Source organism: Halorubrum hochsteinianum, assembly GCF_023702125.1.
In the GTDB taxonomy this organism is placed as follows: Archaea; Halobacteriota; Halobacteria; order Halobacteriales; family Haloferacaceae; genus Halorubrum; species Halorubrum hochsteinianum.
In genome coordinates this window covers 847937-859917 of record NZ_CP098415.1, presented here as the reverse complement: position 1 = coordinate 859917, position 11981 = coordinate 847937, and the positions used below count along the sequence as shown (strand labels likewise).

At 72.3% G+C, this 11981-nt stretch carries 11 protein-coding genes; 5 read left to right on the top strand and 6 right to left on the bottom strand.

Features of this window, described 5'->3' with window-relative positions; all coding sequences use genetic code 11:
- The first annotated feature begins 59 nt into the window (after nucleotides 1-59).
- The 3 genes from NAF06_RS04225 to NAF06_RS04215 all read left to right on the top strand — a co-directional run bounded on the left by NAF06_RS04225 (nucleotide 60) and on the right by NAF06_RS04215 (nucleotide 3640).
- Nucleotides 60-1631, top strand: coding sequence for a DHH family phosphoesterase (locus NAF06_RS04225; RefSeq protein WP_008582477.1), 1572 nt, complete (start codon nucleotides 60-62; stop codon nucleotides 1629-1631).
- A gap of 69 nt (nucleotides 1632-1700) precedes the next feature.
- Nucleotides 1701-2468 (top strand): class I SAM-dependent methyltransferase, encoded by a 768-nt coding sequence (locus NAF06_RS04220; RefSeq protein WP_008582475.1) that lies wholly within the window; start codon nucleotides 1701-1703, stop codon nucleotides 2466-2468.
- A gap of 95 nt (nucleotides 2469-2563) precedes the next feature.
- Entirely contained in the window at nucleotides 2564-3640 is a 1077-nt protein-coding gene (locus NAF06_RS04215) for an NAD(P)/FAD-dependent oxidoreductase (RefSeq protein WP_008582473.1), read from the top strand.
- A gap of 476 nt (nucleotides 3641-4116) precedes the next feature.
- Here the strand turns inward: NAF06_RS04215 and ilvA are convergent, their stop codons facing one another.
- Together ilvA and NAF06_RS04205 are read right to left on the bottom strand one after the other, a co-directional pair.
- Nucleotides 4117-5328, bottom strand: coding sequence for a threonine ammonia-lyase (gene ilvA / locus NAF06_RS04210; protein WP_008582471.1), 1212 nt, complete (start codon nucleotides 5326-5328; stop codon nucleotides 4117-4119).
- Nucleotides 5329-5541: 213 nt separating this feature from the next.
- Entirely contained in the window at nucleotides 5542-5949 is a 408-nt protein-coding gene (locus NAF06_RS04205; RefSeq protein ID WP_008582469.1) for a gamma-glutamylcyclotransferase family protein, read from the bottom strand.
- A gap of 141 nt (nucleotides 5950-6090) precedes the next feature.
- Between NAF06_RS04205 and NAF06_RS04200 the strand changes: the two genes are divergently transcribed.
- Complete coding sequence (locus tag NAF06_RS04200) at nucleotides 6091-7536, top strand: MATE family efflux transporter (RefSeq protein WP_008582467.1); 1446 nt, start codon at nucleotides 6091-6093, stop codon at nucleotides 7534-7536.
- A 46-nt stretch (nucleotides 7537-7582) separates the two neighbouring features.
- The gene (locus NAF06_RS04195) at nucleotides 7583-7960 is read left to right on the top strand and encodes a group I truncated hemoglobin (protein ID WP_008582465.1); all 378 of its coding nucleotides are present in this window, start codon (nucleotides 7583-7585) and stop codon (nucleotides 7958-7960) included.
- Nucleotides 7961-7987: 27 nt separating this feature from the next.
- Here the strand turns inward: NAF06_RS04195 and NAF06_RS04190 are convergent, their stop codons facing one another.
- From NAF06_RS04190 to NAF06_RS04175, 4 genes are all read right to left on the bottom strand, one after another.
- Nucleotides 7988-8299, bottom strand: coding sequence for a DUF8081 domain-containing protein (locus NAF06_RS04190; RefSeq protein WP_008582462.1), 312 nt, complete (start codon nucleotides 8297-8299; stop codon nucleotides 7988-7990).
- A gap of 80 nt (nucleotides 8300-8379) precedes the next feature.
- Nucleotides 8380-9942: an alpha-isopropylmalate synthase regulatory domain-containing protein gene (locus NAF06_RS04185; protein WP_008582461.1), complete on the bottom strand. Its 1563-nt coding sequence runs from the start codon at nucleotides 9940-9942 to the stop codon at nucleotides 8380-8382.
- Nucleotides 9943-10234: 292 nt separating this feature from the next.
- Nucleotides 10235-10927, bottom strand: coding sequence for a CRISPR-associated protein Cas4 (locus tag NAF06_RS04180; RefSeq protein WP_049908635.1), 693 nt, complete (start codon nucleotides 10925-10927; stop codon nucleotides 10235-10237).
- A 367-nt stretch (nucleotides 10928-11294) separates the two neighbouring features.
- Entirely contained in the window at nucleotides 11295-11978 is a 684-nt protein-coding gene (locus NAF06_RS04175; protein WP_008582457.1) for a hypothetical protein, read from the bottom strand.
- Nucleotides 11979-11981: the final 3 nt, after the last annotated feature.

Below are 11981 nucleotides of genomic sequence, written 5' to 3'. Positions count from 1 at the left end.
AGGGATCGGTCGGAGCGCGCCGACGCCAGCGTTTTGCCTCCCGATCCCGTCGCGTCCGTATGACCCGTCGCCTGCTCCTCGGCTGTAGCGCGGTCGGCAACGCTCTCGCCGAGCGCACTCGCGAGGAGCGCGGCGAGCTGGTGGCGATCACCGACGACACGGGGTGGTCGTCGACGCTGCGCGACCGCAACGTCGCCACCGTCGAGGCCGACCCGACCGACGCCGCGAACTACCCGGACGCGGCCGCGATCGTGGTGGTCGCGAGCGACGACGCCGACCGCAACGTCGCCGCCGCCCGCGCGGCCCGGGACCGCTACCCGGACGCGATGCTCGTCGCGTACCTCGGAACGGCGGCGACGGAGGCACAGCGGGCCGCGATCGCGGCGGTCGCGGACCGCGTGATCGACCCCGTCGAGGCGGTCACCGGTCGCGTCTGCGAGGCGCTCGGGCTGGACGGCGAGTACCCGGGCGACGCGGACGGCCCGGAGGCCGCCGCAGACGCGGCCGGCGGAACCGAACCGACCGACGCGGACGTCGAGACCGACGTGGAAGCGGGACTGGCCGCCGGTCCCGCTCAGGCCCCGGACGACGAGAAGCCCGCCCGGCTGCTCGCGACGCTCCGGCGGCTGTCGGGGCCGCTCCTGGTCGTCGCCCACGACAACCCCGACCCGGACGCCATCGCGAGCGCGATCGGGCTGACCCGGGTCGCCGAGTCGATCGGCGTCGACGCGGACGCCTGCTACGGCGGGGAGATCGCCCATCAGGAGAACCGCGCGATGGTGAACCTCCTCGACATCGGGCTCCAACCGGTCGACGAGATCGACCTCGAAGAGTACGGCGGCGTCGCCCTGGTCGACCACTCCCGCGCCGGGATCAACGACAGCCTCCCCGAGGGCCATCCAGTCGATGTCGTCATCGACCACCACCCGCCGCGGGGGCCGGTCGCGGGGTCGTTCGTGGACATCCGCCCGGCGGTCGGCGCGACGAGCACGCTGATAGCGGAGTACCTCTCGCGGTTCGGGATCGCGCCCGACCGCGACCTCGCCACGTCGCTCCTGTACGGGATCCGGATCGACACGAAGGACTTCACGCGGGCGACCGCGATCGACGACTTCCGGGCCGCGGCCGCCCTGCTCGCGCACGCCGACGAGTCGACGCTCGAACGCGTCGAGAGCCCGAGCGTGAGCCCCGAGACGCTGCGCGTGCTCGCGGCCGCCATCGAGAACCGCGACGTCCGCGGGTCGGTGGCCGCTTCCTGCGTCGGCGAGATCGCGGACCGCGACGCGCTCGCGCAGGCGGCCGAGCGCCTCCTCGATCTGGACGGCGTGACGGTGACGTTCGTCTACGGCTACATGGACGGGGTGATCTACGGCTCCGCCCGCGCCCGCGGTGCCGACCTCGACGCCGGCGAACTGCTGCGCGACGCACTCGACCCCGTGGGGTCGGCCGGGGGCCACGCCGCGATGGCGGGCGCGCAGGTCCCGCTGGGCCTCCTCGCTGAGGTCTCCGAGTCGGAGGCGGAGTCGCTCGCCGAGGTGGTCGAGACGTTCGTCGCCGGCCGGTTCTTCGAGGCGCTTGACGACGCGCCCACCCAGCCGGCCGGCCTCCCGCCGGAGTTCCCGACGGACTGAGCGGCGGGGCGTGGCATTCCGTCTCGCACCGCCGAAAGGCAGTCCTTCCTCCGCCGCGGACGCCCGCACATGGGCGACGCCCTCTACGACGAGCGCCCGCGGCTGTACGACGCGATCCAGTCCGGATGGGAGTACGACCGCGACGTCGCGTTCGTCCGCGACGCCCTCGCCGACCGCGGCGTCGACCCCGAGCGCCTGCTGGAGGTCGGCTGCGGCACCGGCGAGCACACGCGGCGGTTCGCGGCCCGCGGGCTCGACGTGACCGCGATCGACGTTCACGCGGGGATGCTCGCCGTCGCGCGCGAGAAGTGCGACGGCGCGGTCGCCGGGGGCGACCGGACCGGCGGAGCCGCCGAGTCCGGCGGCGCGGTCGCGTTCCGTCACACCGGTCTCCCGGACCCGGACCTCGGCGACGACGGGCCGTTCGACGCGGCGGTCGCGATCCGCGGCGTGGTGAACCACCTCTCGCCGAGCGACCTCGACCCCGCGATCGGGGCGCTCCGCGAGGCCCTCCGGCCGGGCGGCGTCCTCGTCTTCGACAACTCCCCGCTGCCGCCCGAGGGGAACCGGCCGGGGCTGGACGTCGGCCGCGACGCGGACGGGGCGATCGAGTACGTCCGGGTCGCGCACCACGTCGCGACCGACGACGGCCGGCTGGACTGGCGGGCGGTGACGTTCACGCCCGACGGCGACCCGTTCGTCGACCGCCGTCGGATGACGCCGTTCTCCGACGCCCGGATCGGCGACGCGCTCGCCGCCGCGGGGTTCGACTCCGTCTCCGTCGCCGACGGCTACGGGCCGGACGACGACCGGAGCGTGTTCGTTGCGGTGCGGTAGCGCGGGGGCCCCGACGCCGGGTGTGGCCCCCCGGTCGTGCGTCCCCCTCGACAGCGGGCGCAACGTACATACGGCGGGGCGGCGAACCCGTTCACATGACCGACGACGTCGTCGAACACCGTCGACTGATCATCGCCGGCACCGGTATCTCGGGGCTGTCGGCGGCGATCTACGCCGCGCGCTCGAACAACGACCCCCTCCTCATCGAGGGCGACGAGCCGGGCGGCCAGCTCACCCTGACGAGCGAGGTGGAGAACTACCCCGGCTTCCCCGAGGGGATCTCCGGCCCGGGGCTGATCAACGACATGAAAGAGCAGGCGACGAAGTTCGGGGCCGAGACGCGAAACGGCGTCATCGAGGACGTCTCGAAGGAGCCGGCGGGCCACTTCCGCGTCGCGCTCTCGGACGGCGACGTCTACACCGCCGACGCCGTCATCGTCGCCTCCGGGGCCTCGGCCCGGACGCTCGGCGTGCCCGGCGAAGACGAGCTGATGGGGTACGGCCTCTCCACGTGTGCGACCTGCGACGGCGCGTTCTTCCGCGACGAGGACATGCTCGTCGTCGGCGGCGGCGACGCCGCGATGGAGGAGGCGAACTTCCTGACGAAGTTCGCGGACACCGTCTACATCGCCCACCGCCGCGAGGAGTTCCGCGCGGAGGACGTCTGGATCGAGCGCACGATGGAGCAGGTCGAGGACGGCGAGATCGAACTCCTCCTCAATACCGAGCTGACGGAGATCCACGGGAGCAAGGACGACGGGATCGACCACGTGACGCTCGTCGAACACCCCGACGGCCACCCGAAGGAGAAGCTCGACGACCCCGCGACCGCCGACGAGGTCGACGAGTACGACTTCGACGTGGGGGCGGCGTTCTACGCCATCGGCCACACGCCGAACACCGACTTCCTGGAGGGAACGGGGATCGAGACCGACGAGGACGGCTACCTCGTCGCCGAGGGCGGCCGCGGCGGCGGCCAGACGAAGACCGGCGTCGAGGGGCTGTTCGGCGCGGGCGACGTGGTCGACTTCCACTACCAGCAGGCGGCGACCGCGAGCGGCATGGGCGTGAAGGCCGCGCTCGACGCCGACGAGTACCTCTCCGAGCGCGAGCGCGCCGGTGAGCTGTACGAGACCGAGGCCGACGCCGACGCCGCGACCGCGGACGACTAATAATTGAGGAACTCCGCCGTTTCGGCCGCTACTTTCGGACGCTTCGAGTCATCCGTGTGGTAATCGGGCGTCGCCACTGCGCTGACGGCCTTCGCAGCGCCGGCCGCTCGTTTATAAATAGCCGGCCGTGGACCGACGGCGAACACTACCGAAGCCCCAGCCGGGAGGCGGGCGCACGCTCGCTGTGCTCCTCGTCGCTCGTTTCACTCGCTCCTGCGGTGCTTACGTCGTCATCAGAACGCGAAGCGTTCTGACTGGCTCACGAGAGCGGAGCTCTCGTGAACGCCTGCGCCCGCCTCCCGGCTGCCCCTTCGAGTCCCACCCACACAGCACCGCACCTCACACCTCCCCAGCCTCGTCGACCGGTCTCCGCTTCGCTCCGACCGGTCGACTCCCTCGCGCGAGCTGTCTCGCGGCGCTTCGCGCCGCTCGTAGGCGCGCGCCACCGCCGTTTGTCTATAAATAATCGCGGCTGACTACGACAGGATCTCGACCTCGTACCCCTCGGCTTCGAGCGCGTCGACGATGTCGGCGGCGTGTTCGGCGTCGTCGGTCTCTAATTCGAGTTCGAGTTCGGCGGCGTTGACGGCCACGTCCCGCGAGGTGCGGTCGTGGTGGACCGCGTACACGTTCGCGCCGGTGCGCGCGACGATGCTGGAGACGCGCTCCAACTCGCCGGGGCGGTCCTTCAGATCGATGGTGATCTTGAGGTACCGGCCCATCTGGACCAGCCCCCGGCGGACCACCGTGCCGAGGCGGTTGAGGTCGATGTTGCCGCCGCAGAGCGCGGCGACGACCGTCTCGCCGTCGTCGTACTCGAACGCCTCGGAGAGGACGGCCGCGAGCGCGACCGCGCCCGCGCCCTCGACGAGCGTCTTCGCGCGTTCGAGTAGGAGCGTGAGCGCCAAGGCGATCTCGCGGTCGTCGACGGTGACGACCTCGTCGACGTACTCCGACATGACTTCGAGGGTCCGCTCGCCGACCGACCGCGTGGCGATCCCGTCGGCGATCGTGTCGACGCTGTCGATCTCTCTGAGTTCGCCCGCTTCCAGCGACTTCGCGGCCGAGGCGGCCCCCTCCGCCTGAACGCCGACGACGCGCACGTCCGGGAGCTGTTCTTTGATCGCGACGGCGACCCCCGAGATCAGCCCGCCGCCGCCGATCGGGACGACGACCGTGTCGAGTTCGGGGCAGTCGTCGGCGATCTCCAGTCCGAGCGTCCCCTGACCCGCCATCACGACCGGGTCGTCGAACGCGTGGACGTAGGTCCGGTCCTCCTCGCGCTCCAGCTGGTGGGCGTACGCCTGCGCCTCGTCGTAGTCGACGCCCTCCAGGCGGACGCTCGCGCCGTACCCGCGGGTGGCCTTCACCTTCGAGACGGGCGCGAACCTCGGCATGACGACCGTGGCGTCGACGCCCGCGCGGCTGGCGGCCAGCGCCACGCCCTGCGCGTGGTTGCCCGCGCTCGCGGTGACGACGCCGGCCTCGCGTTCCGCCTCGGAGAGGGTGGCGATCCGGTTCATCGCGCCCCGGATCTTGAACGCGCCCGTCCGCTGGAAGTTCTCCAGTTTGAGGTGGAGGTCCGCGCCGCTCATCTCGGAGAAGGAGCGTGACCGCTCCAACGGCGTGTGTCGGGCGACGCCCGAGACCCGCTCGCGCGCCTCGCGGATGTCGGCAAGAGTGAGCATGCCACCGAGTCGCCGCGCCGACCGCTAATCGGTTGCGGTCGGCCGACGGCGCGGTCGGGGGAGTCGATCCCCGAGCCGTCGGCTCGGGGGAGAGGAAGGGTGGGGGAATGCACGCGTGTGACGTGCGAGTGAAACGACGCCGCGGGAATACAAAAAGGTGAGGCTACCAGAGCGAAAGTAAAACCGCACGACTGCGAGGCCGTCATCCGCCCGTCAGACGGGATCCGTTGGTGTGAGTCGCACCCGCACGTCGCGCTCGTCGAGCACCGATCGCACCCGGTCGGCGAACGGGCCGCTTCCCGGCCACGTCGCGTCCGCGTCGAGCCGGTCGGGGTCGCCGACGTACACCGCGGCGGTGTCGGGGTGGTCCGCCGGCGCGTCCAGCGGCACGCGCTCTCGGACGTACAGCCCGTCGTCCACGTTCTCGTACGCGTCGAGCGCGTCGACCGCCTCCGTTCGGAGGAGCCGCCCCGCGGTCTCGCCGCCCGGCGCGAGCGTCGGGTACCGCCCCTCGACGAGGCTGAGACCGGTGAGCGTCGCCGGCCCGACGAAGACGAACGAGTCGAGCACCTCGGCGACCCGCTCCGGTTCGGTCAGCGTGCCGTACACGAAGACGTCCATGGGCCGTGTGGGTCGCTGGCGGGCTTCAACGTTCGGGGACGCCCGTCCCGAGGCGGCCGACCAGCGCCCGCGGCGCGGAGTGGCGGCGACGCCGACCGCCTCCGGTATATCAATACCGCGGGCGACCGTCGGCGGCGGTACATGGACTTCCCGCGGCTGCGGCGCGTCTGGCGGCGCGTGTTCTCGCTCGCGTGGCCCGTCATGGCCGAGCAGACGTTCCGCACCGCGATGCGGACGACCGACGTCTTGGTCACCGCGCTGTTCTCGCCGGCCGCGGTCGTCGCGATCGGCCTCGCCGACCTGTACGCCCGGTTCCCGCTGCGGATCGGACTGGGGCTCGGCGGCGGTGCCATCGCGCTCTCCTCGCAGGACACCGGCGCGGGGGCCGCGGAGAACCGCGACGAGGCGGTGACGCAGGCGATCCTGCTCGGCGCGCTCGCCGGGATCCCGTTCGTCCTGTTCGGCTTCCTCTTCGGCGAGTTCGCGATCGACGTGTTCGGCCGGATCGTCGGCGAGGAGACCTCGCCCGCGGTCGTCGACCTCGGCTCGACGTACCTCGCGGTCGTGTTCGCGACCGCGCCGGCGCGCCACGTCGCCCTCGTCGGCGCGCGGGCGCTTCAGGGGACCGGCGACACCCGGACCCCGATGTACGTCAACGTCGCCGCCAACTCCGTCAACATCGCCGGCTCGGTCGTCCTCGGGCTGGGGCTGTTCGGCCTCCCGCGGCTCGAAGTCCTCGGCGTCGGCCTCGCGACCGCGGGCGCGAACGTCCTCACCGCCGGCCTGCTCTGTTTCGCGATCTGGGGGTCGTGGACCGACGCCGACTTCGCGCGGCCGCGAGACCTCACGATCGCGAAACAGCTGCTCGCCGTGAGCGCCCCCCGCGTCCTGGAGGGGTTCGGCTCAGAGATCGCGGAGTTCCCGTTCAACGCGCTCCTCTTGGGCTTCGGCGAGGCGGTCAACGCCGGGTTCCAGATCGGCCGCCGCGTCTACCAGCAGGTGACCGGGCCGCTCTCGCGCGGCTACAACGTCGCGGCGTCGGTGCTGGTCGGACAGGCGCTCGGCGAGGGCGACCCGGAGGCCGCGCGGTTCAACGGCTGGGCGGTCGCCGGGCTCGGCGTGCTCACCGTCGGGACGATCGGGCTGGGGCTCGTCGTCGCCGCGCCGCGGCTCGTGCCGATCTTCACCGACGACGCCCCGACGATCGCGTACGCGGTCGACTTCGCGCGGGTGTACGGTGTCGCCGGTGCCGCGCTGGTCTGCTTCTCCGCGCTCTCCGGCTCGCTTCAGGGGGCCAGCGAGACGCGGATCCCGCTGGTCGCGCGCGTCTCGGCGATGTTCGGGCTCTTCCTCGGGCTGTCGTGGCTGCTCGGCCGCACCGCGGGGTTCGGCCCGGTCGGCGCGTACGTCGGGGTGTCCGCGGCCTACGCGTGGATGGCGCTCGTCGTCGCCCTCGGCTTCCGGTACTCGGACTGGGCGACCCGCGCCGCCGACATGATGGACGCGCGGGGAACCGGTCCCGATGCGGGCGGCGAGCCGACGGTGGAGGACGGCGGCGAGCCGGCGGCGGACGAGCGGTCGTCGTGAGGCGGGGCGGCCGAACACTGATTGGGCCGGCGGTCGTCGCCGAGGTATGCCGAACGAGACGCTGTACGATCGCCTCGGGGGCGAACCGGCAATCGGCGCGGTCGTCGGGGAGTTCTACGACCGCGTCCTCGCCGACGAGCGCGTGGCGCACCACTTCGAGGACGTCGACATGGCCGCGCAGCGCTCGCACCAGACCAAGTTCCTGAGCGCGGTCACCGGCGGCCCCATCCAGTACGAGGGCGAGGACATGGCGACCGCTCACGCGGGACTGGGGATCACGAGCGAGGAGTTCGGGGTGATCGCGACCCACCTCGACAAGGCGCTGCGGGCGTTCGACGTGGACGAGGCGGACCGCGAGGCGGTCATGGAGGCGGTCGCCGGCTTCGAGGACGACGTGGTCGAGGAGCCGGGGACGGCGGAGTGACGGGCGGGGCGAGTCCGACCGCCCGGCTCACGGCTCGCCGCCGAGCGACTCCTGTTCGGACCCCGTGTCCCCTCTGAGCCGGCGGCGGCGCTTGTCGTAGGCGGCCTCCAACTTCGCGTTCGTCGCGCGCGAGACGAGGTAACAGTCCGCGTCGCCGTCGTCGCGGGGGTGCGCGCTCGCGATCCAGACGTGGCCGTCGCCGGCCGAGAGGTCGTCCGCCCACCGCTCGGCGGCCGCGCGGCTCTCGAAGTCGTGGCGGGACCCGTCCTCGAAGACGAGCTTGCCAACCTTCGCGTTCCGCTTGCGCGCGGACGGCTTGATAGCGACGACGACGCTCACACCCGGCGTTCGGACGCCCTCAGATAAAAACCTCGTCAGACGCCGGCGGATCGGTCGTCGCCGGCGCGCTGTCCCGCGAGTCAGTCGTCGGCGACCGCCCCCGGATCGGCGTCCGCGGCGTCGGCCTCGGCGGCCAGCAGGCGGTCGAGTCCGTCGACCATCCCGACGACGCTCGCGCGGGTGATGTCGGCGTCCGACGCCGAGACGCTCACGGAGCGGTCGCCCCGCGAGAGGTCCACCTCGACGGTGACGACCGCGTCGGTGCCGCCGGTGATCGCGTCGACGTGGTAGGAGTCGAGGTCGAAGGCGACGCCGCCGCCCGCGCCCTCGTCGTCGCTTCCGTCGCCCGCCAGCGCCGTCCGGACCGCCTCCAGCCCGGCGTCGACCGGCCCGGAGCCGGTGCCGGCGGCGACGCGCTCGTCGTCGCCCACGCGGAGCCGGACGGAGGCGGTCGGGAGGTTCCCGCCGGAGGTCGCGGAGAGGTCGACGAGTTCGACGTGGCGCTCGCGCTCGCGGCCGCGTACGTCGTCGGCGACCGCGAGCAGGTCCGCGTCGGTGACGCGCTTGCCGCGCTCGCCCAGCTCCTTGACGCGCGCGACGACCTCGCGCAGCTCGTCGTCGGTCACCGCGACGTCGTGCTCGGCGAGCGCGGCCTTCACCCCGGCGCGGCCCGCGTGCTTGCCGAGGACGAGCCGGCGCTCACGGCCGACCCTCTCCGGCGGGTACGGCTCGTACATCGTCCCGTCCTTGAGCGTGCCGTCGGTGTGGATGCCGGACTCGTGGGCGAAAGCGTTCGCGCCGCAGACGGCCTTGTTCGGCGGGAGCGCGACGCCGGTCGCCTCCGAGATCGTCCGACAGAGCCGGTAGAGCCGCGCGAGCTCGACGGTGTCGACGCCGTACGACTCGCCGAGCGCGATCGCGACCTCCTCGAGGGCGACGTTGCCGGCGCGCTCGCCCACGCCGAGGACCGTCCCGTGGACGGTGTCCGCCCCCGCCTTCAGCCCGGCGTGGACGTTCGCCAATCCGAAGCCGAGGTCGTCGTGGGTGTGGAGGCTCGTCGGGCCGCGGTCGGCGAGCCGGGAGACGACCGCCGCGGTGCGCTCGGGGTCGGCCGCGCCGACGGTGTCGCAGTAGCAGATGCGGTCCGCGCCGGCGTCGAGCCCGGCACCGAGCAGGCGTTCGAGGTAGTCGAGGTCGGCCCGCGAGCCGTCCTCGCCGAGCACCTCCACCCACAGGCCGTGGTCTTTGGCGTACTCGACGAGTTCGACGGTCGTCTCGACCACCTCGTCGCGGGTCGACCCCACCTTCGTCTCGACGTGCTTGTCGGACGCGGGGACGACGAGGTTCACGCCGTCGACGCCGCAGTCGAGCGCGTGGTCCACGTCCCGTTTCACCCCCCGAGCGAAGCTCGTCACGGTGGCGTCGAGCCCCTCGTCGGCGACCTGCCGGATCGCCTCGCGCTCGCCCGCGGAGGTGCACGCCGAGCCGGCCTCGATCAGGTGGACGCCCGCGGCGTCGAGTTCGCGGGCGACGTCGACCTTCTCGCCCGGCGACAGCGAGACGCCCGGCATCTGCTCGCCGTCGCGCAGCGTGGTGTCTAACAGCTGTACCTCGTCGAGGTCGGTGAGTGGTGTTCGGGTCAAAAGGGAGTCCGTCGGCTCGTCGGTGGTCTGGGGGTCGGTGCCGCCGCGGGGCGGTCGTGCCCCGGAGTCGTTATCGCCGGAGAATTTCGCGGCCAGCCGCCGCGAGGCGACTTCCTCTATCCTCCGAACGAACGCGTTCGTCTCGCGCCATTCGTACCCATGCGGACGACACACACACGTATAAACTGCCGGGTCGCGTCAGGAATGGCCGAGCGACCGTCGGTTGGACTCCGGTTTCGTCGTGGATCTCTCGGCGGGGCCCGACGGAGGCGGACGCGCCGACCGCGCGGCCTCACCCCAGCAGCGATCGGAGCGACCGTCGCCGCGTCCCGCACTCGCCCGCGTACTCGCAGGAATCGCAACGCCCGTCGTCGACGCGCGGCGGCGGGCCGTCGATCGACCGAGCGCTCCGGAGGGCCGTCCGATACGCCGCCTTCTTGCGGGTCGTGAGCCGGACCTCGCGGACGACGCCGACCGCGGGGTACTCGACGAGCGCCCGCGGGACCTCCCGCTCGCGTTCCCACGCCAGCGCCTTCGCGATCCCGACCGCGCGGACCGCCTGCGGCTCCCACACGCCGTTTTCCGGCGGCTCGCCGGAGGAGACCAGCGTCGGGACCGGCGGCGACTGCTCCCCGTCGCTCTCGTTCGATCCGCCGTCTCCCGATTCCAGCACCTTGTGAACCGTCCCGTGACAGTCCTTGCCCGAGAGGAACCCGCGCTCGCTCGCGGGGTCGACGAGGGCGTCGTACTCGCCGAGCTCGCGCAACCGGTCCAGATTCCGGCGGTACGCGGCCGGCGACCGGTGAAGGGGTAGCCGCCGCAGCACCCGATCCGGCGCGTCGACCAGTTCGTCGTAGCGAAACGCTAGATCGATGCGTTCGCGCGCCTTCGGCGGGACGCTCCGCCCGTCGTCGCGCCGAACGTAGTAGAGCTGCCGGGGGCAGTACGCCGCGCGGGCCAAGTCGCTGAATGGAACCAGCGTCACGCGACCGGCTGGCCCCGGCTTCATTTATAAATAGAACTGCGGTGGCGCGTGCCTCCGAGCGCGCCGCCGAAGGCGGCCGCGAGGAGCACGCGCGAGGGAGTCGCGACCGAAGGGAGCGACGAGGTTGGGGAGGCGTGAGGCTGCGGTTGCGGTGCGGGGCGGGACTCGAAGGGGCAGTCGCGAGGCGGTCGCAGACGACGCAAGGACCGCAGCGAGGGAGCGAAGCGACCGAGTGAGGACCACAGCGAGTGTGCGACCGCCTCGCGACTGGGGCTTCGGAGGAGTTCGTCGTCGATCGGCGGTCAACTGTTTATAAGTGAGCGACTGGGGCTTCGGAGGCGTTCACCGACGATCCACAGCCAACTATTTATAACGAAACGTCCGTCTCGATGTCCTCGGTCGCCTCTTCGAGACCGTCCTCGCGGGCGTCGCTCGCGAGCGACCCCTCGATGTCGGCGTCGGCGAAGAGATCGCGGAACGCGTCGCGGAACCGGTCGTTCGCCCGCGTCGAGGCGATGTCGGTCCGCGCGACGGCGGCGTAACGGGCGACTCGGTCGGGCGTCGCGCCGAGTTCCTCCGCGCACTCGACGATGGAGTTCCCCGCCGCGGTGAGCCGCTTCAGGTCGTCGTACGCGAACTCGTCGTCCGCGCCGTCACCGTCTGCGTCGTCCTCGCCGACCTCCCGGTCCGACTCCCGCACGAGGTGGAGGTCGAGGCGCGCCCTGCGGACCGTCTCGGCGTCGACCGCGTCGGGGTCAACGGCGGCGTCCTCCAGTTCCGCCAGCGCGTCCCGGAGCGTCGCGGCGACCGCCTCGTCGTTCTCCTCCTCGAATCGACTGCGGGCGACGAGGACGTACGCGTCGTCAGCGAGATCCGTTGAGAAGCCGTACCGCTCGCGCATCGCGGCGACGAGGTCGCGCGCGGTCCCGTCGACCGACTCCGCGTCGGCGTCGACGAGGGTCCCGCGCGCCGCGTCCTGTCGCTCGGTGACCGACTCGGACCCGGTGGTCTCGACGAACAGATCGCGGAGTTCGGCGGTCTTCTCGTCCATGTG

Coding starts and splice junctions, on each gene's coding strand:
- NAF06_RS04225 (WP_008582477.1), top strand. CDS start 60: ATGACCCGTCGCCTGCTCCTCGGCTGTAGCGCGGTCGGCAACGCTCTC.
- NAF06_RS04220 (WP_008582475.1), top strand. CDS start 1,701: ATGGGCGACGCCCTCTACGACGAGCGCCCGCGGCTGTACGACGCGATC.
- NAF06_RS04215 (WP_008582473.1), top strand. CDS start 2,564: ATGACCGACGACGTCGTCGAACACCGTCGACTGATCATCGCCGGCACC.
- ilvA (WP_008582471.1), bottom strand. CDS start 5,328: ATGCTCACTCTTGCCGACATCCGCGAGGCGCGCGAGCGGGTCTCGGGC.
- NAF06_RS04205 (WP_008582469.1), bottom strand. CDS start 5,949: ATGGACGTCTTCGTGTACGGCACGCTGACCGAACCGGAGCGGGTCGCC.
- NAF06_RS04200 (WP_008582467.1), top strand. CDS start 6,091: ATGGACTTCCCGCGGCTGCGGCGCGTCTGGCGGCGCGTGTTCTCGCTC.
- NAF06_RS04195 (WP_008582465.1), top strand. CDS start 7,583: ATGCCGAACGAGACGCTGTACGATCGCCTCGGGGGCGAACCGGCAATC.
- NAF06_RS04175 (WP_008582457.1), bottom strand. CDS start 11,978: ATGGACGAGAAGACCGCCGAACTCCGCGATCTGTTCGTCGAGACCACC.